The sequence below is a fragment of the Stenotrophomonas sp. YJH_SMC_122 genome, assembly GCF_059369535.1.
On the sequence record NZ_JCAFST010000014.1, the window covers coordinates 1 to 17,742 of the forward strand.

Sequence of the window (17,742 nt, forward strand, 5' to 3'; positions counted from 1 at the left end):
CAACATTCTCGCCAGAAAGCTGGCCAGGATCGCTTGGGGCGTCTTCAAGAGCGGCCGGGACTTTGACCCGGCCATGCTGAAAGTGGGTCAAACCTGCTTCCAGCAGGCTTGACCACGAACATAGGATCTCGGCTCTACAGGTTCCTGGTCACCCGTGAAGCGTGCCGACCAAGGTCAGCACCTACCGAGTGCGCATCACCGGCTCATCGAATACGGCGCCTGCGCGCCCTGTCCCGGCCAGTCCTTGTTCGGCTCGGCCTGCATGCTGAAGCGCAGTTCGCCACCGGCCAGGATCTCGTCATGGCGCAGGAAGGTGCGCTGCAACGGCGTGCCGTTCAACGTCACGCTGCCCACATACGTGTGCTTGTCATCCAGTCCCTCGGCCACGATGGTGAAGGTCCTACCGTTCGGCAGTCGCATCGCGGTCTTCGGCAGGAACGGACGGCCAAGAATGTATTCGCCCGAGCCCGGCGCGACCGGGTAGAAGCCCAGCGCAGTGAACACATACCACGCCGACATCTGGCCGACGTCATCATTGCCGGCCAGGCCATCGGGGCGGTCGGCATACTGGGTATCCATGATCTGCTTCAGGCGCGCCTGCGTGCGCCACGGCTGTCCGGAGTACGAATACAGGTAGGCCACGTGGTGGCTGGGCTCGTTGCCATGTGCGTACCAGCCGATCAGTCCCGTGATGTCTTCCATGTGCTCGAAGATCGACGGATCCACCTTGGCGTTGAACACTTCGTCCAGGCGCGCGAGCAGTTTGTCGCTGCCGCCGTGCGCGGCGGCCAGCCCGGCCACATCCTGCGGCACGTACCACGAATACTGCCAGGCGTTGCCTTCGGTGTAGTCGGTGCCGTAGCCGCTGGCGCTGGGGTCGAACGGCGTGCGGAAGCTGCCATCGCGCTTGCGCGCGCGCATGAAGCCGGTGTCCTTGTCGAAGGCATTGCGCCAGTTGCCTGCGCGCTTGTCGAAGGTCGCCGCGATATCGGCCTTGCCCATCGCCTGCGCCATGCGTGCAATGGTCCAATCGTCGAAGGCGTATTCCAGCGTCTTGCTGGCCGCTTCGCCCTCCTCATCGATCGGCACGTAGCCCAGCTCGCGGTACTGCGCGATGCCGTCGTAGGGGCCGTAATTGGCGGTCTCGACCATTGCCTTCAATGCCTTGTCGGCATCGAAGCCACGAATGCCCTTCACGTAGGCATCGGCGATCACTGGCACGGCGTGGTAGCCGATCATGCACCAGTCTTCCAGGCCATGGAACGACCACACCGGCAGCATGCCGTACGGGCTGTGCTCATGGTGCGCCAGCATCGAATTGACGAAGTCGCTGTTGCGCTTCTCCGGCTGCACCAGCGTCAGCAGCGGGTGCAGCGCGCGATAGGTGTCCCACAGCGAGAACGTCGAATAGTGCGTGAAGCCGTCGGCCTTGTGCACTGCGTTGTCCGAACCGCGGTACTGGCCATCGGCATCCATGAACAGCGTCGGCCCCAGCATCGTGTGGTACAGCGCGGTATAGGCGCTGCGCCGCGCATGTTCCGGCGCGTCGATGTCCAGCACGGACAGCGCCTGCGTCCACTCCTGCTTCGCCTGCGCACGCACGCGGTCGAAATCGAAGTCAGCCACTTCCGCGTCGAGGTTGGCGATCGCGCCGGCTTCGCTGACCGGCGAAATGGCCACCTTCACCACCAGCGGTGCGTCGAGCTTGCCGAATGCGAACGTGCCGACCAGCTGGCGACCCTCGATCTGTGCGCGCTGCGCCGGGTCCTTCTCGCCCGGCGGCGGGAAGCCCTTGTAGACGATGTCCTGCTCGGTGTTGTGCAGTTCATGGCCAGCCAGCGGGCGCGAAAAGCGCATCGCGAAGAACAGCTGGCGACCCGGCGCCCAGCCGCGGGTTTCGCGGAAGCCGGTCACGGTGCCGTCGGCGCGCACCCGCACCCGCGACCACAGCACCTTGCCCGGGTAGTCGTACATGCTGGTGCGCATGTCCAGCAGCACCTTGGCGTCGGTGCCCTTGGGGAAGGCGTAGCGATGCACGCCCACGCGCGCACTGGTGGTCAGCTCGGCGCGCACCTTGTAGTCGTCCAGGGTGACCGCGTAGTAGCCCGGCTCGGCCTTCTCGTCAGCGTGGCGGAACCGTGAGGCGTAACCGCTGCGTGGCTTCTCCGGATCGCCGCGCTCCAGGCCGGGGTTGCCGGTGAACGGCATCAGCAGGATGTCGCCCAGATCGGAATGGCCAGTGCCGGAAAAATGCGTGTGCGAGAAGCCGACGATGCTGCTGTCGTCGTAGCGGTAGCCGGCCGCCCAACCGTAGGCCTTTTCGCGCGGCTGGATGCGCGTGTCCGGGCTGAGCTGGACCATGCCGAACGGTACCGTGGCCCCCGGGTAGGTATGGCCTTCTCCGCCTGTGCCGATGAACGGGTCGACCGAGCCATAGGCGCGTTCGGCGGCGGATGTCGCCGGAGCCGCCAGCGCTGCCCCGGAGGCAAGCACGGCGGTCGCGGCGAAAGCGATCAGGAAACGACGGTCCAGCATGGGCATCGGCATTTGGATCGATTCAGGTGGTAGTCCGATCCTAGCACCGGCCCTGCCCTGTCGCATGCTGCAGTGCGGCCGCCGGAACCGGCACGATGATTTGCACGTAATTGCATGGCCGGACGACGAGTCGCCTCATAGCCTTGCGGTCTCCCGCTTCCCGATCGGTGCCAATACGGCAATGGATGTCCACACAAGCACTTCTGAAAGACCGCGCCTTCGGAGCGGGAGAAAGCGAGACGAACCATCAATTGGTGCGCAGCGCCTCGATCTGCCCAGGATGGCGCCGCAGCGGACATCCCGCTGCCGGGATTGGAACCCCGTTTTGAGCTACGAGATCTGCTTGCCGTAACTACGGCGGGCGGTGTGCGGCGGCCGCATGGCCCTCCGGCTTTTCTCGTAGCTCAGCCGAAGTTCCAACCTCGCACCGCCCGCCACCCTTGCGGTGGCCCTCGCTTCCCAAGGAGTTCCCGCATGACCCAACGTCCGCTCAGCCCGGCCATGGAGTCGCTGTTCCAGCGCATCGAACACGCCCTCAACAGTGCCGAAGGGATGGCCATCCTCGTCGGCGAACAGTACGGCCCCGAGCCGAAACCTCCCGCGCCGATGGGCTACGACGCCAGGCAGATCGCCAACGCGATGGTCATGCTGAGCCAGCATGGGCGGTGCCTGTTGCAGAAGCTGCGTGCGGAGGCAGAAATGGTGACCTATCACTAGACCGCGATGCAGCCGAGCCTGCTCGGTGCCGTGCGCACCGCACGCAGCGATTGCTGCGCTCAATCTAGCAATGCGCCCTGCAAGGTGGCGAGGTCGGCGCTGTCGACTGGCCTCACCACGCGCGCCACTTCCTGGCCGTCATGCAGCAGCACCACGGTGGGCCACAGTTTTACCTTGAAAGCACGCCCCAGCGGCTTTCCCTTGCCATCCTCGATCTTCCAATGCACCAGATCGTGGGCGTCCACAAACGCCTGGAGTGCGGGCTGCGCGGCCTGGCAGTGACCACACCAGGGTGCACCGAACTCGAGCAGCAGCCAGCCCGCCTGAGCTTCCACGTCCGCGCCGGCGGGCTCCGCCGCAGGGTAGTCACGCATGAACGGCATGGTCGTTACCCCGCCAAGACCTTCTGGATGTCCTCCACCGGCGAATTGGTCAGGTCCTTGGCAATATCGCCCAGCAGGCGGGCCTGGACCTCCTTGTGCAGCAGCGGGCGGATACGGCCCAGCGTGGTCGGGTCGGCCACCAGTACCAGGTGTGCATAGCGGTTGTTCAAGGCATCTTCGTTGAGCTGCTCGGCCACCTGCTTGGCGAACGTCGCCTCGTTGAGCTGGGAGATGGACATGTCCTTCGGCACCGCACCGGCCGGGCCCTGACCGGAGACGCCCTGCTCGCTGATGTCCTGCAGGCGCAGTTCGCCTTCCTGCTTCAACGCCAGCTGATGTTCGCTGCCGACGTTGGTGAACACGCGAGCCGAACCACCGTCGGCGACGATGATCAGCGTGCCTTCGGGAATGCGACGGGTCATGCGATGCTCCTTCTCGATTGCGTTCGGCACTACCGTAGACAGCGCTACGTGAGGGCTGCGGCCAGAGTTCGTTCAACGCATGTCATCGCATGCAGTGCGGATGAACAGGCGTAATGGAACACAGCGTGCAGATCAGCCCGCTTCGCTGCATGCTCACGCCGATGCCGTTATGATGAACGGATGATCGACACGACCCACTACGTGACGGGCGCACCTGTTGCGTGGGAAGCACTGCCGACCGGCGCTTCGCTTGCCACGATGGCTCCCGCCCTGCCCTTCCATCGCCTCGCGCTGGATCCCGGCGGATGACGCCCGCAGGCGCTCTGCCTGCATTCCCACGCTGATGTGACCGCTGGCCGCTGATCGCGCGGCTGCAGCGGTCTGTTTCCGCATGTCCACCGTTACGGCGGCGCGTTGTCGTGCGCGTGGCGCCGTGCGTGCGCAATTCCTCCTTGCCCCGATACCCGTGCACCACCTGCGCCCGCATCGCCGTTTCCGTTTCCCGGGACACACCACACCGTCTATTCCGCACTGCATTTACCAAACAAGGAGTCCCCATGCAGGACAACTCCGATGCATACGCCCATTTCGGCTGGTTCAAGCGCCGCCGCCACCTGAAGGTCGATGAGATCACGGTGGTCGACAAACCCATGCTCAAGCGCGCCGTTGGCGCCGCTGCACTGGGCAACGCGATGGAATGGTTCGATTTCGGTGTGTACGGCTATCTTGCCGTCACCATCGGCCAAGTCTTCTTCCCCTCCAGCAATCCCACCGCGCAGGTGATCGCCGCCTTCGCCACTTTCACCGTAGCGTTCCTGGTGCGGCCGCTGGGCGGCCTGGTGTTCGGGCCGCTGGGTGATCGCTACGGCCGCCAGAAAGTGCTGGCGTTCACCATGATCCTGATGGCGCTGGGCACGTTCGCCATTGGCCTGATTCCCGCCTACGAGCGCATCGGCATCTGGGCGCCGGTGCTGTTGTTGCTGGCGCGCGTGGTGCAGGGCTTTTCCACGGGTGGCGAGTATGGGGGCGCGGCCACCTTCATCGCCGAGTATTCCACTGACCGCAACCGCGGCCTGATGGGCAGCTGGCTGGAGTTCGGCACGCTGGGCGGCTACATCGCCGGCGCCGGTACGGTCACCGCGCTGCACATGCTGCTGAGTAGCGAGCAGATGCTGGACTGGGGCTGGCGCATTCCGTTCCTGGTGGCCGGCCCGCTGGGCCTGCTCGGCCTGTACATGCGCATGAAGCTGGAGGAAACCCCGGCGTTCCGCGCCTTCGCCGAGGAGGCCGAGAAGCGCGAACACGACCGGCCCGGGCTGGGCGCCCTGTTCCAGGTGCATGGCCGCCAGCTGCTGGTATGCATGGGCCTGGTGCTGGTGTTCAACGTGACCGATTACATGCTGCTGACCTACATGCCCAGCTACCTCAGCGTCACCATGGGCTATGCCGAGAGCAAGGGCCTGCTGCTGATCATCATCGTGATGCTGGTGATGATGCCGTTGAACATCGTCGGCGGCCTGTTCAGTGACCGGCTGGGCCGGCGCCCGATGATCATCGGTGCGTGCATCGCGTTGCTGGTGCTGGCCGTTCCGTGCCTGCTGCTGGTCGGCAGCGGCAGCGACGGGCTGATCTTCCTCGGCCTGATGCTGCTGGGGCTGGCACTGGTGTGCTTCACCAGCTCGATGCCGTCCACGCTGCCGGCGCTGTTCTACACCCCGGTGCGCTACAGCGCGCTGTCGATCGCCTTCAACGTGTCGGTGTCGCTGTTCGGTGGCACCACGCCGCTGGTGACCGCGTGGCTGGTGGAACGCACCGGCGACCCGCTGGTGCCGGCCTATTACCTGATGGGCGCGGCGGTGATCGGGCTGGTGACCATGCTGTTCGTGAGGGAGACCGCCGGCCTGCCGCTGCGCGGTTCACCGCCGGCGGTCGGCAGCGAACGGGAAGCGGCTGCGCTGTTGAAGAGCGATGCGCCGGTGACGGTGGACCCGACCTTGCCGCCGCTGCCGGAGGCTTCAGAGCCCGAGCAGGTGAAGCCGGCGTTGTAGAGCCGGGCCCGCGCTCGGCTGCTCTTCGGGGATCAGCCGGGCATGGGCTCGGCGCTACAACGCACGCGCCCTCAATCGCGCGGGCTGTTCAATTCCATCGCACGCATCACGATGGGCTTGGCCCAGCCGGGCGTGTGCAGCAGGTCGGCTACCGCAATCGGGTATTGCAGTTCGCCTGCAGCCATGGCCAGTACCGGCAGCGGCACCACGCAGCCCTGCGCGTCGGCCGGCGCGCTGTTGTCGTAGACGTGCAGCTCGGCCAGGTGCGGCAGCAGCTCCAGCAGGTTCGCGCGCGCGGAATCGAAACGCGCGTGGATCTTCTCCTCCGGGATATCGTGGCCACCGGCCGCCACACGTGCAGCCACACGGGCGATGTGCAGTTCGACATCGGCCAGCCCACAGAACCAGATCGCCACCTGATGCCGTTCGCAGGCCTCACGCAGCAGGCGCGGAATGGTGTTGCCGCCGAGCGTCGTCTCGAAGGCGAAGTCGGTGCCATCGGCCATGGCCTGGCGCAGGCGGCGGGTGCCCTCCTGCCAGGCCTCGGCGTTGGCCTCCGGCAGCGGCCAGCCGGCGTCGACCAGGCGACGGGTGAACGAGTCCGGGTTGAACCAGCTCAGCCCATCGGCGTCCAGCCAGGTGCCCAGCAGCGAACTCTTGCCGGCGCCATTGACGCCGGCCAGCACCAGGATCCGCCCCATCGGTCAGAGTGGACGGCCGAGAGTGACCTTGCGGCCGCGGCGGATCGGCTGGCCCAGCACCTTGCCCAGCCCCTCCCCGCGCTGCAGCCCGGCCAGCTTCTGGTCGAATTCGCTGCGCAGGCGCAGCAGCTCTTCGTTGCGCTCACCGGCATCGCCACCCGCAGCCTTGGCCAGCAGTTCCTGGTAGGTGCGGATGTCCACGATCACCGCTTCCGGGTGATTGTGGTTGGTGATGACCAGCGCCTGCTTTTCGCGCACGGTGCGCATCAGGCTCGGCCAGCCCCGGGTCTTCACCGACGAGGCCGGGGCTTTTTCAAGGCCAGGCAGATCCAGCGGCAGGGTCATGGCACGGCTCCAGACAGGGTGGATGACAGCCACTATACCCAATTTGGCCAAATTGGGGATAAATCCCTTTTCACCCCGGCGCCCCAGCGTCGGGGGCGTCGGTCTGCAGCAGGCTGTCGCGCTCGCGCAGCGGGAAGCGGATCCAGGCATCCAGGCCTTGCGGGGTAAAGCTCAGCTCGCCGCTGCCGGCCAGTTCATAGGGCACCCGCTGCTCGATCAGGACCCGGCCCAGGCCTCGCTGGCGTGGCATCTCCCACCCCTCCACCTCGGCATGGCGCTCGCACCAGTGCAGGCCCAGCCACGGCTGCCCGTCCTGCACCTGCAGGTGCCAGCAGACATCGACCCGCCCGTCCCCGTGGGCCAGCGCGCCGTGCCGGAGCGCATTGGTGGCCAGCTCATGGATGGCCAGCGACAGTACTTCGGCCGCCTTCGGTGGCAACAGCACATCCTCACCCTGCAGATGATAGGCGGCGGCCGCCGGTGTCTGCGCCGCGATCTCCTCCTCGAGCATGCCGCGCAGGCAGACCCCTACATTGGCGCCACGGGTCAACAGGCTCTGCGTGCGCGCCAGTGACATCAGCCGCGCGCACAGGCGCTCGGCATACTCGTCCACGCTGCCGACCGATACGCGGGTCCGCCAGGCAATGGCATGGATGGTCGACATGATGTTGCGCACGCGATGCTGCAGTTCGGCCAGCAGCACCGACTGGCGCTCGGTGGCACGCTTGAGGTCGTCGATGTCCACGGCGATCGCGAACACGCCACTCACCCCGCCATCGGCATCACGCAGCGGTGCGGCGGCGACGCGCGTCCAGCGCGCGCGCCCGTCGTCATGGATGAACTGGAACTCCAGGCCCGGGACCATCGTCTCCCCCCGCAGGGCGCGGGCGATGGCGAAATCGTGGGGTTCGATGCGCGAGCCATCGGGATGCACCCCCTGCCACCGATAGTGGTTGGGGCGATCCGTGGAGGGCACCTTGCCGGTGGGAAGATAGGTCCGCATCTGGTCGTTGGACAGCTGCAGGTTGCCGTCGGCGTCGACAATGCAGACACCCACCGGCAGCACCTTGAAGGCCAGCGCCAACCGGCGGTCGCTCTCACGGCGCCTCTGTTCCTCGCGTTCGCGGGCCGCCTGCGCCACGTGCGCAGCCGTCGTTTCGAACATGGTCACCAGCACGCCGCTGATGCACCCGTCCTCTCCGCGTATGGGACTGTAGGTGATGGTGAACCAGACATCCTCCAAGCGCCCCCGTCGCGCCAGCGGATAGAGCTTGTCCTCATAGGTGATGGTCTCGCCCTGCCACACACGCTGGTAGATCGGGCCGTTGATGTGCCAGACCTCGGGCCAGCACTCGCGCGTCGGCTGGCCCAGTCCGCCAGGATGCTTGTCAGCCAGGATCTCGGCATAGCCATCGTTGTAGAGCTGCACCAGCTGCTCGCCCCACAGCACGATCATCGGGAAGCCATGCGCCAGCATCAGGTCGATCGTGGCGCGCAGGTGCGGTGGCCATCGCTCGATCGCGCCCAGTGGCGTGGATGACCAATCGTGATGGGCAATCCGGGCGGCCATGCCGTCATGGCGCGCATGCGCCTGCAGCGACGGCGGCATGCCCGCCGGGCGCTCAGCGGCCTGGAGGCCTTCGGTGCGACGCGACATACCGCGCAATCAGGCGATGCCCGCAGAGGCCTGCGGCGTCGCCACCAGTCCCGCCAGCTGCTGGACCAGGGCCTCGATGTGATAGGGCTTGGTGCAGCGGGGCGCATCCGCAAAGCGGCTGGGCAGGTTGTCATCGTAGCCAGAAGTCAGCATGAACGGCGTACCCGCTTCGGCCAGCCGGTCGGCCAGCGGGTACACCTGTTCACCACCGAGGTTGATGTCCAGCAGGGCCACATCGATGGGGTTGTCATCCAGCAGCCGGCCGAGTGCCTGCAGGTCCCCGGCCGGCCCCACCACCTGCGCACCCTTCAGCTCCAGGTAGTCCACCAGGAACATCGCGATGGCGAATTCATCTTCCGCCACCAGTACTCTCAACCCTTTCAGGCCTTCTGGCTTGTTGCCCGCTTCCAGCACGACCGGCGCTCCTCGATACACGCGGCCCACCTCCGCCGCAACGGCCGTAGGATGCGCGAACCGGGCTACAAGGGCGCGTGATGATCGATGAAGATCGCAGCCGCGGCGCATTCACTCCGGCATTGCAGCGGTGCGTTCAGAACGCACGCTCCCATTTCAGGCTGAGCAGGCTGCGCTCATGGCTGTACAGCCAACCAACGTTGCTGTCGATGCGGGCGTAGCGCAGGCTCAGGCTGGGCACCAGCCCGCCCACCGCCAGCTGCTCGCTGCGCACGATGGCGATCAGGTTCTGTTCGTCGTCCTGCCTGCGCGCCTGCAGCAACGGACTCCAGGCATCATAGTCACGGTGACGCAACGACACGAACAGCGTGGCCGTGGTGCCACTCCACTGCCGTGCCGCGCCCAGCCGCAGGCCGCGCTGGCGATAGCCGTTGGCCGGGTCGGCTGCGCTGCTGTCGGTCAGGTCCATGCCCGCAAACAGGGTCCAGCGTGGGTTGAGCGCGCAGAACCAGGTGGCATACAGCGCTGCCAGATCCCCATCGTAGTTGTCAGCCAGGCCCGGCCGCCTATAGCGCTGGCGCTTCCAGTCGGCCTCCAGCTTGAGCAGGCTGCGCCCGTCCAGGGCGTACTGCCACTCGCCGTGCACGCCACTGCCGCCCTGCAGGGCGTGGTTGCCCAGCGCCTGGTAGTCATAGCTCGGCGCCAGCTGCAGGGTGTGCCGTGCACTGCGCCAGCTGTAACCGGCCTGCACGCTGGCGTTGAGCTCGTTGTATGCACTGTACCCGCGCCATGCCTGACCGAAAGCGAGACCGCGCACGTAAAGTCCATGATGGCCGGCCAACGCCCATCGCCGTTCCAGGTTGGCGTCGTAGTCCAGGCCGGTGGCGCGCTGCGCTTCGGGCAGCGTGCGTTCGATCAGGCAGGTGTCGCCGACGACGAACAGGCAGGTGCTGCTGGCCGAACTGCGGTTGATGTTGTCGCTCCATGCAGGCCCGGCGGCGACCGCACCCTTCCAGCGCCTGCGTGCCTGCAACGCGTCCAGGTAGCTGTCCACGCGTGCGCGCACACCCGCGGTGGCCGGATCGTTGCTGTCGATACCGGCCTTGATTGCACCGAACAATGCCACCGCCGCGCTGTCGCGCTGGTCTTCGGCATAGACGCGCGCCAGTTCAAGGCGGGCGGGCAGGAAGTCCGGCTGCGCTGCCAGCAGCGCTTCGTACTGCTGTGCAGCGCGCGAATGGTCACCGGCCACGCGGGCCAATGCACCCTGCGCATAGTGGCGCAGCAGCGGATCGTGTCCCGGAAGCTCGATGTATTCGGCCAGGAACGCCGCGGCGGCCGGCCACTGCTGGTACTGCAACGACAGGTAGAGGGCCTGGCCGAGATCATCGACGGTGCGCTCCACCCGCACGGTCTTGCCATCGATGGTGAGCGTCGGCCGTTGCGATTCGGCCTGTTGCAGGCGCTGCTGGTCCTGCTGCTGGTGGCGCAGTTCGCTGCCCTGTTCGAGCACGCGGCGCAGATCGTCCTGCTCGGCGCGCACGTCGGCGGCAACCAGCAGCAGGAACACAAGGAAAATGGGGTGGCGCATGGGCGATCCGTGGCGGTGCATGCAGCGGGCCGAAGCAGGGACTGGCGGATCGCGGCTTGTCCCTGCCCTGCCCCGTCAGGGGCGTGGCAATCAGTTCTTGCTGCCGCCGAAGGCGGTGTCGTACTGGCTGTTGCCGGCGAACGTAGCGATACCAGCCAGGGTGGCGGCGTTGGCGCCGAAGAACTGGCCCTGGCTGTTGCCGGTGACCGAACCGTTGGCCACGGCGGTGCCGGCGAAGGACGCATCGGCGCTGTTGATGTTGGCGCTGATCGCCAGGGTCTGGCCACCACCGGTCAGGCCGCCGGTCAGCTTGCCGGTACCGAAGTTCGCGGCGAAGGTGCCGCTGAGCAGGTTGCTGCCGTTGAACTTGTTCAGGCCGGCCACCGCGTACGTGGCGGTGCCGCTGGGCAAGGTGGTGCCCGCACGGTCGCCAGCGAAGTACACCTGGCGGTTGTTGAAGCCACCCGCGGCGCCATCCTTGGACCATTCACCGAACCACACATCGCCACTACCCACCTTGACGAAGTTGAAGTGGCCCATGCCGGCATGGTTGCCGGGGGTGCCGGTGATCGGCATGGCCAGCGTACGTACGGTCACGTTGCCCACGGTGGTGGGGGCCGAGTAGGCGGCCAGGCCCTGGAAGTCGACCGGCTTGGCGTTGGAGACGGTGCCGACACCGATACCGGCCTTGCCTGCGCTGTGCGGGCCGCCGTTGACTTCAGAAGCACCGACCTTGACGTACAGCTGCGCATCGGTGGCCGCGCTGGCCGCACCGACGATGTCGGCAGCCTGGGCAGCACCGGCCAGGGCGAAGGTGGCGGCCACGGCCAGTACGGAACGGGAGATCATCTTCATGGAACTACTCCTTGGGTTGAGGGAACTACGGGTACAACAACGGAACAGGTCATCAGAAGCGCGCGGTGACACCGAGCTTCAGCGTGCGCCCTGGCGCCGGCAGCGTGGAGCGCGTGGCCGGGTCGACGTAGTAGCGGTTGCCGAGGTTGGTGCCGACCAGCTCGACGCTGGCATGGTCGTTGATGCGCCAGCGCGCGTAGGCATCGACGGTGGTGATGTTTCCCCAGGTGAACGGCACGTTCTGCCAGATCAGGCCACCACTGCCGGCGTACAGGCGGTCACGGTAGGCCTGCAGGTCCGGGTTCTGGTGGCGCTGGTAATGCACGATGCGGCTGCCCAGCTCCAGGCGCTCATCGAACAGCCGGGTGCCCAGCGACGCGTTCACCGACAACCGGGGAATGGCCTGGGTCAGCAGGTAGCCACTGACGAAGCCGTCCTGCACGCAGTTGGGCACCTTGCCGGCGAGTGCATCGAGCTGCACCGCCATGCTTTCGTCACAGACCTTGTTTTCCAGCGTGCGGCTGATGCCCAGGTCGGTGAAGAAGCGACGGTTGTCGAACCGCGCCTGCAGCTCCACGCCGCGGATGCGCTGCTTGTCCAGGTTGTCGAACAGGAAATTGCCGTCGCGCTCGATCACGTTGCGGGTCTTGTGCACGTAGTAGGCCAGCTTCACGTCGGCATCAGCGGTGTTGCCGAACAGCGCCGACAGGTTGTGCACGTAGCCCACTTCGTAGTTGTAGGCGTGCTCGGGCTTGAGCGGGTACAGCGGGTTCAGGCTGCTGGAGAACGCGATGGTGCTCTCGAACATGCTGGGGAAACGCACCGCCTCGCTGTAACGGACGTAGGCGCGCGCATTGGGCGAGAAATGCGCGGTGGCCGAGAAGGTCGGCAGCCATGCATGGTCGCGCCTGCGCTCATTGCGCCCGGACACCGTCTGCGGCCGCCCGCTCTGGATGCTGCACAGGATCTGCGCACCCTGCACCGGCAACAGCCCGGGAATGGCCGCCACCTCGCCATTCAGGCAGGGGTTGCTGGCACGGCGGTAGTTGCCGTCCGCATCCGGCAGCCACGGAATGGTGTGCTCCACCGCCACCGGCGTCTCGTACCTGCTCAGCAGGCCCTTCAGCAGATCATCAACGATGAAGCCCATGCCGATGCTGTCCCAGAACTCGCGCTGCGACTCGATGGCGTCGATCTCGCCCTGCAGGCTGGCCGGGCGTTCGGGCAGCTCGTTGACGCGGTAGCGGGCCTCCTTGGGGGACACCGAGGTGGTCATCAGCTCCGGGTGTTCCTGCAGGAAATCATCGAAGGCCCAATAGCGCGCGTAGCGCACGCCGGCACTCAGGGAGAGGAAATCCACCGGCCGCCAGTCCAGCACCAGGTAGCCTTCGCCTTCCTGGCGGCGCCCCGCGCGCGGGTACATGCGCCAGCCATCGCTGACGCCGAAGTACGGGTCCGCCGAGCGCAGTTTCTCGAACTGCCAGTTGCCGCCCACGGTCAGGTCCAGGGTGGGATGCAACGCGAAGCGGTTGCTCAGGGTCAGGCCGGTGCGGTCGTTGCGGGCATTGGCCAGCGCGGTATTGCGCAGGATCGGGCTGCTGCCGGGGTTCCAGTCGGGGTTGCTGGCAAAATTGGGGAAGCCGCCAGCGGTGTACGTATCGCTGGTGGTTTCGGTGCGCCACAGGTTGGCACGCAGGTCCAGCCAGCGGCTGCCGGCGGGCTGCCAGTGGTATTCCAGGTTCCAGGCATCGGCATCGACGCGGCTGAGCGGCCACTGGATGCGACCGTAGTCGGGCGCGGACAGGATGCGCGAGGGCATGATCTCGCCGTAGTGCGAGAGCGTGCGCCGCCAGGTCGCGCGCAGCTGCTGGTCCTCGTTGATCTGCCAGGTCGCCTTCAGCAGCCACGATTCCTGCTCGCTGGAGGTATTGGGCACCTCGTCGCCAGGCTCGAAGTAGCGCGCCAGCGTGGTGATGTAGTCCAGGCCCTTGTACTCGAACTGCTCGCGCGGATCCTGGTCGTAGTAAGCCGCGCCCCGGGTGCCGGAAAAGTAGTTGCCGCGCTTGCGCCAGGCATAGGCCGCCATCAGGTCCACGTGTTCGCCACGCAGGCCCAGCGCCAGCCGCCAGGCCTGGTCTTCCCCGGCGAACACATTGGTTTCAGAACCGCGCGACTTCACCGGCACCAGCAGCGTGCTGTCGGCATACGGTGCCGAGGGCGAGCCCTGCGGGAACCCAGGCACCGTGCGGTAATCCTCGCCGGTATGCAGCCGCGGCAGGCGTGGCGCCACCGCATTGCTGCTGCCTTCGATCTTCAGCTCCCCGCCGAAGCGCTCACCGGCTTCCACGATGTCATCGACGTCGATGGTCTTGATCACCAGCGCGCCGCCGATCCCGCTGTGCACATCGCGCACCAGCCCTGGCCCCTTGATGACCTGGATGCCACCGATCAGGTTGGGATCGATGTAGTTGCGGTTGCTGACGCCGTTATAGCCGCGCCAGACCGTGAGCGCCTGCTCGCCACCGTCGATGCTGACCGGCACCCGCCCCGGCCCCTGGATGCCGCGGATGTTGATGTCCAGCGCGCCGCTGTTGCGCGCATCACCGCTGAACACACCGACCAGATCCTTGACCACGTCGGCCGGATTGGCGCCACGGTAGCGCTCCACCCGGTCGCGCCCCGAATACGCGGTGGTCATGTCCAGCGCGAACACATCGTCGTAGCCACGCCGATCGCGGGCCTCGCCCCCTTCCGTCTGCAGGCGACCGGCCACGTCCAGTGTTTCGGTCACCCGCACCCCGTCCCCTCCCCCTTCCCCCGCCTCCGCTGCGGCGCGCAGGCTCCAGGTGCCATCGGTGCCGCGCTGCGCACGCACGCCGCTTCCGCGCAGCAGCTGCTGCAGGGCCTGCATCTGGCTGTACTCGCCGCTCACCGCGCTGGAGCGACGGCCCTCCACCAGGTCACTGCGGAACACCACCTGCACATCGGCCTGGCGGCCAAAGCTGCGCACGGCATCGGCCAACGGTTGTTCCGGAATGGCGTAACTGCGCAGCGATGCGGCCTCCGCCGCTTGCGCCTGCACCACGGGCACCCAGGCCAGCGGCAGCAATGCAGTGGAAATGGCCAGGGCCAGGACGGTAACGCGACGGTGACAGGCGGATGCCGTGGACGGCATGGACAGGAACTCCTCAAGCGGGGCGGGACCACGGGCACGTCCGGTGCCGGTGGTGTGTCTGGCTTGAGAAGAAACGCGGTTTCGCTCTGGCTATACCTCTATAGACAGCGGGCTGCGATGACTGCCCACGGTTTTTTCCTGTTTTTTCATGCGGCCGGTTCGCCCATGCTCCGCAGCTGCATCACCACACCAGCAATGCACCACCGGGCAAGCGCTGCACGCGCAGTCCCGCCTGCGCGGCCACGGCATCGATGGCCGCTTCCGGCTGCTGCAGATGGAACAGGCCGCTGACCCGCACGCGTGCGCCCTGCCCGCCCACCACCCAGACCGGGGCACGCCGGTAGCGGCCGAGATCGGCGATGGCCTGCGCGGCAGGCAGACCGTCGATCACCACCTCACCACGGCGCCACGGCGCCATTGCCTCCGGCGCGGTCTGTTGCAGCGGCTGCAGCCAGCGCCCGTCACGGAACGCACGCACCTGCCCGGCACGCAGGCGCTGCACGCTGCCATCGCCCGGGCGCACATCGACCACGCCCTCGCTGACTTCGGTGGTAATGGTGGCGCCCTGCATCGACACGCTGAACGCCGTACCGATATCGCGGATCCGGCCACCGCCGGCCTCGACCTGGAACGGTCGCTGCTCATGCGCCACCTGGAACCAGGCCTGCCCGCGCAGCAGGCGCACGCGCCGCTGCTGGCCATCGAACGCGAGTGCCAGCGCGGTGCCGGTATCGAGTACCGCCGTGCTGCCGTCGTCCAGCTGCACCACGCGCGGCGCAGTGCTGCTACGCAGGTCGCTGCGCGCGAGCAGCAATGCGTGGGGCGCGGCCGCGACCATCAGCACCATCACCGCTGCGCTGGCCAGCAGCCACGGCAGCCGGCGGCGCGGTGCGATCGGACGCAGCCCCTGGCGATCGGCGGTCAGTTCGGGCAGCGCGGCCAGCACTTCGGGCCCGGCAGCGTCCAGCCGCAGCCAGAAGGCTTGTTGCTGGCGCCACGCCAGTGCGTGGCGGGGGTCAGCCTGCAGCCAGCGCCGCAGACTGCGTTGCTGGCGTTCCGGCAGCGGGCCTGCACTGCACCGTATCACCCAGCGCAACGCCTGCCTGGCCTGCCGCGGCGAGGGTTCGGACGTGGTCATGGTTGTGGCCTGCCGCACCGCGAACGGGTGCGCTTTCCTGTTGTGACAACGGCGGGCATGATCTGCCCACGGCAATCGCCGCTCATCGGCCCATTCCCCGCTGCTGTTGCTGGATCAGCAGCGCTGCGCGCAGCACATGCTTGCCGACCAGGCTCTTGGAGATTCCCAGGCGCGCAGCGATTTCGCGCTCGCTCAGGCCCAGGTAGCGGTTGAGCACGAAGCACTCGCGCACCTGGGCCGGCAGGGCCAGGATGGTCTGGGTGATCTCGCGCAGCTGCGCCTGGTCCAGTACCTGCGCCTCACCATCACGACTGGCCTCGGCCATGTCGACGGCGTACTCGGCCATGGCACGGCGTTCGCGGGCATCGGCCTGGCTGCGATTGAGCGCGTGATGGTAGGCCATCCGGTACAGATAGCCGCGCGGCTCCAGGATGGGCGGGTCGCCGGGCACGCTGCTGGCCTTCAGGTACAGGTTCTGCAGGGTGTCCTCGGTACTGGCCGGGTCGAGATAGCGTGCGATGAAGCGGGACAACGCACGGCGCTCGCGGATCAGCAGCTCGACCAGCGCCAGGGCATTGGGAGACATAGGTGCCAAGGCCGGACCGGGGAATGATGGGCGTGATGGCGACGGTCCGGGCGTGGATTGTGGGCTGCGCAGCCGCAGCCGCAGGCGGCAAGCGGCAAGCGGCAAGCGGCAAGCGGCAAGCGGCAAGCGGCACCACGAAAGCATCATCCACGCATGGCGTGGATGGAGGATCTACGGCTCCTGCAACGCATCGAACTGCTCGGCGAGGTAATCGATCAACGCGCGCACCGCTGGCAGCAGCCCCCGCCGCGACGGGAACACCGCATGCACGATGCCGTGCTTCGGCACCCAGTCCTGCAGCACCGGCACCAGCGCGCCACTGGCCAGCTCATCGGTGATCATCATCCGCGGCAACATCAACAACCCCACCCCTGCCACCGCGGCAGTGCGCAACGCGATCATGTCATCGCTGACCAGCCGCGGGCGATGGTGCACGCTGGCCAGCACCTCGCCCGGCCCGGTGTATTCCCAGGCGTGTTGCTGGCTGGGTGATGCCAGATCGACGGTCGGCATCATCGCCAGGTCGGCCGGCACCTGCGGCGTGCCCAGCCGCTGCAGCAGCGCCGGGCTGGCACTGGTACACCAGACCCGGCGCGCCAGCACGCGAACCACCAGGTCACTGTCCTCCAGCGGCGGCGGCCGCACCCGGATCGCCACGTCCATGCCTTCGCCCACCACATCCACGCGCCGGTTGGTGGCCTCCAGCTGCACCGTCACCTGCGGGTACAGGGCCAGGAAATCAGCCAGCATCGCGCCGATGCGCGCATGCAGGATCGCGATCGGGCACGCCAGGCGGATGGTGCCGCGCGGCTCGGCGCGTGACATCGCAATCGCTTCTTCGGCCGCTTCGGCCTCGACCAGCATGGCCTTGCAATGGCGGTAGTAGTCCTGGCCGACCTCGGTGACCGAGAAGCGCCGGGTCGAACGCTGGATCAGGCGCACGCCCAACCGTTCCTCCAGCAGCGCGATGCGCCGGCTCAGTTTCGACTTCGGCATGGCCAGCGCCCGACCGGCCTGCGAGAAGCCGCCGTGCTCGACCACCATGGCGAAGTAGAACAGGTCGTTGAGGTCACAACGGCGGATATCTGCGATGAACACGGGGCGATCTCCTGCGGCTCATGGCCTGCGACCATTGTTCACCAGATAGGACTATGACGGCAAATACTGGCATCTAC

At 67.0% G+C, this 17,742-nt stretch carries 16 protein-coding genes and 1 pseudogene; 4 read left to right on the top strand and 13 right to left on the bottom strand.

Translation table 11 applies throughout. The annotated features are described in order from the left end of the window. A pseudogene (locus AC5P66_RS17165) lies at positions 1-112 on the top strand (IS110 family transposase); the annotation flags it as partial. Between the two features lie 83 nt (positions 113-195). Here AC5P66_RS17165 and AC5P66_RS17170 read toward each other — a convergent pair. Continuing rightward, positions 196-2,547, bottom strand: coding sequence for a GH92 family glycosyl hydrolase (locus tag AC5P66_RS17170; protein ID WP_495216518.1), 2,352 nt, complete (start codon positions 2,545-2,547; stop codon positions 196-198). A 462-nt stretch (positions 2,548-3,009) separates the two neighbouring features. On the opposite strand from AC5P66_RS17170, the gene AC5P66_RS17175 reads away from it, so the two are divergent. Further along, complete coding sequence (locus AC5P66_RS17175) at positions 3,010-3,252, top strand: hypothetical protein (protein WP_049411555.1); 243 nt, start codon at positions 3,010-3,012, stop codon at positions 3,250-3,252. Positions 3,253-3,311: 59 nt separating this feature from the next. Here AC5P66_RS17175 and AC5P66_RS17180 read toward each other — a convergent pair whose 3' ends face one another. Together AC5P66_RS17180 and AC5P66_RS17185 are read right to left on the bottom strand one after the other, a co-directional pair. Then, complete coding sequence (locus tag AC5P66_RS17180) at positions 3,312-3,635, bottom strand: thioredoxin family protein (protein ID WP_262223208.1); 324 nt, start codon at positions 3,633-3,635, stop codon at positions 3,312-3,314. A gap of 5 nt (positions 3,636-3,640) precedes the next feature. Beyond that, a complete protein-coding gene (locus tag AC5P66_RS17185) occupies positions 3,641-4,057 on the bottom strand; it encodes a host attachment family protein (RefSeq protein WP_049411560.1) in 417 nt (138 codons plus the stop codon). A gap of 180 nt (positions 4,058-4,237) precedes the next feature. Here AC5P66_RS17185 and AC5P66_RS17190 point away from each other — a divergent pair, with 180 nt between their 5' ends. Together AC5P66_RS17190 and proP are read left to right on the top strand one after the other, a co-directional pair. Continuing rightward, positions 4,238-4,366, top strand: a complete 129-nt coding sequence (locus AC5P66_RS17190) for a hypothetical protein (protein ID WP_258014899.1) — start codon at positions 4,238-4,240, stop codon at positions 4,364-4,366. A 248-nt stretch (positions 4,367-4,614) separates the two neighbouring features. Next, positions 4,615-6,105, top strand: coding sequence for a glycine betaine/L-proline transporter ProP (gene proP / locus AC5P66_RS17195; RefSeq protein ID WP_262223207.1), 1,491 nt, complete (start codon positions 4,615-4,617; stop codon positions 6,103-6,105). 71 nt (positions 6,106-6,176) lie between these two features. On the opposite strand, the gene AC5P66_RS17200 is transcribed toward proP, so the two are convergent. The 10 genes from AC5P66_RS17200 to AC5P66_RS17245 form a co-directional block, all read right to left on the bottom strand. Next, positions 6,177-6,806, bottom strand: coding sequence for an ATPase (locus AC5P66_RS17200; RefSeq protein ID WP_049411566.1), 630 nt, complete (start codon positions 6,804-6,806; stop codon positions 6,177-6,179). Between the two features lie 3 nt (positions 6,807-6,809). Further along, the gene (locus AC5P66_RS17205; protein WP_049411569.1) at positions 6,810-7,151 is read right to left on the bottom strand and encodes a type II toxin-antitoxin system prevent-host-death family antitoxin; all 342 of its coding nucleotides are present in this window, start codon (positions 7,149-7,151) and stop codon (positions 6,810-6,812) included. Between the two features lie 70 nt (positions 7,152-7,221). Further along, positions 7,222-8,808 carry a sensor histidine kinase gene (locus AC5P66_RS17210; RefSeq protein ID WP_049411572.1) on the bottom strand — a complete coding sequence of 529 codons (1,587 nt, stop codon included), beginning with the start codon at positions 8,806-8,808 and terminating at the stop codon, positions 7,222-7,224. Positions 8,809-8,817: 9 nt separating this feature from the next. Beyond that, positions 8,818-9,222 (bottom strand): response regulator, encoded by a 405-nt coding sequence (locus AC5P66_RS17215; RefSeq protein WP_049440048.1) that lies wholly within the window; start codon positions 9,220-9,222, stop codon positions 8,818-8,820. Positions 9,223-9,358: 136 nt separating this feature from the next. Beyond that, positions 9,359-10,813: a surface lipoprotein assembly modifier gene (locus AC5P66_RS17220; protein WP_495216520.1), complete on the bottom strand. Its 1,455-nt coding sequence runs from the start codon at positions 10,811-10,813 to the stop codon at positions 9,359-9,361. Positions 10,814-10,903: 90 nt separating this feature from the next. Then, entirely contained in the window at positions 10,904-11,668 is a 765-nt protein-coding gene (locus AC5P66_RS17225; RefSeq protein WP_049411579.1) for a Slam-dependent surface lipoprotein, read from the bottom strand. A 52-nt stretch (positions 11,669-11,720) separates the two neighbouring features. Beyond that, positions 11,721-14,843 (bottom strand): TonB-dependent receptor, encoded by a 3,123-nt coding sequence (locus AC5P66_RS17230; RefSeq protein ID WP_414485858.1) that lies wholly within the window; start codon positions 14,841-14,843, stop codon positions 11,721-11,723. Positions 14,844-15,024: 181 nt separating this feature from the next. After that, positions 15,025-15,981: a FecR family protein gene (locus tag AC5P66_RS17235; RefSeq protein WP_111207455.1), complete on the bottom strand. Its 957-nt coding sequence runs from the start codon at positions 15,979-15,981 to the stop codon at positions 15,025-15,027. An 82-nt stretch (positions 15,982-16,063) separates the two neighbouring features. Next, positions 16,064-16,567: an RNA polymerase sigma factor gene (locus tag AC5P66_RS17240; RefSeq protein ID WP_049411585.1), complete on the bottom strand. Its 504-nt coding sequence runs from the start codon at positions 16,565-16,567 to the stop codon at positions 16,064-16,066. 171 nt (positions 16,568-16,738) lie between these two features. Further along, complete coding sequence (locus tag AC5P66_RS17245) at positions 16,739-17,665, bottom strand: LysR family transcriptional regulator (RefSeq protein WP_111207453.1); 927 nt, start codon at positions 17,663-17,665, stop codon at positions 16,739-16,741. Positions 17,666-17,742: the final 77 nt, after the last annotated feature.

What these genes read in the sequence shown, in the direction of transcription:
- AC5P66_RS17185 (WP_049411560.1), bottom strand. Translation starts at nt 4,057, where the DNA reads ATGACCCGTCGCATTCCCGAAGGCACGCTGATCATCGTCGCCGACGGT.
- AC5P66_RS17240 (WP_049411585.1), bottom strand. Translation starts at nt 16,567, where the DNA reads ATGTCTCCCAATGCCCTGGCGCTGGTCGAGCTGCTGATCCGCGAGCGC.
- AC5P66_RS17175 (WP_049411555.1), top strand. Translation starts at nt 3,010, where the DNA reads ATGACCCAACGTCCGCTCAGCCCGGCCATGGAGTCGCTGTTCCAGCGC.
- AC5P66_RS17210 (WP_049411572.1), bottom strand. Translation starts at nt 8,808, where the DNA reads ATGTCGCGTCGCACCGAAGGCCTCCAGGCCGCTGAGCGCCCGGCGGGC.
- AC5P66_RS17170 (WP_495216518.1), bottom strand. Translation starts at nt 2,547, where the DNA reads ATGCCGATGCCCATGCTGGACCGTCGTTTCCTGATCGCTTTCGCCGCG.
- AC5P66_RS17225 (WP_049411579.1), bottom strand. Translation starts at nt 11,668, where the DNA reads ATGAAGATGATCTCCCGTTCCGTACTGGCCGTGGCCGCCACCTTCGCC.
- AC5P66_RS17235 (WP_111207455.1), bottom strand. Translation starts at nt 15,981, where the DNA reads ATGACCACGTCCGAACCCTCGCCGCGGCAGGCCAGGCAGGCGTTGCGC.
- AC5P66_RS17190 (WP_258014899.1), top strand. Translation starts at nt 4,238, where the DNA reads ATGATCGACACGACCCACTACGTGACGGGCGCACCTGTTGCGTGGGAA.
- AC5P66_RS17220 (WP_495216520.1), bottom strand. Translation starts at nt 10,813, where the DNA reads ATGCGCCACCCCATTTTCCTTGTGTTCCTGCTGCTGGTTGCCGCCGAC.
- AC5P66_RS17230 (WP_414485858.1), bottom strand. Translation starts at nt 14,843, where the DNA reads ATGCCGTCCACGGCATCCGCCTGTCACCGTCGCGTTACCGTCCTGGCC.
- AC5P66_RS17180 (WP_262223208.1), bottom strand. Translation starts at nt 3,635, where the DNA reads ATGCCGTTCATGCGTGACTACCCTGCGGCGGAGCCCGCCGGCGCGGAC.
- AC5P66_RS17205 (WP_049411569.1), bottom strand. Translation starts at nt 7,151, where the DNA reads ATGACCCTGCCGCTGGATCTGCCTGGCCTTGAAAAAGCCCCGGCCTCG.
- proP (WP_262223207.1), top strand. Translation starts at nt 4,615, where the DNA reads ATGCAGGACAACTCCGATGCATACGCCCATTTCGGCTGGTTCAAGCGC.
- AC5P66_RS17200 (WP_049411566.1), bottom strand. Translation starts at nt 6,806, where the DNA reads ATGGGGCGGATCCTGGTGCTGGCCGGCGTCAATGGCGCCGGCAAGAGT.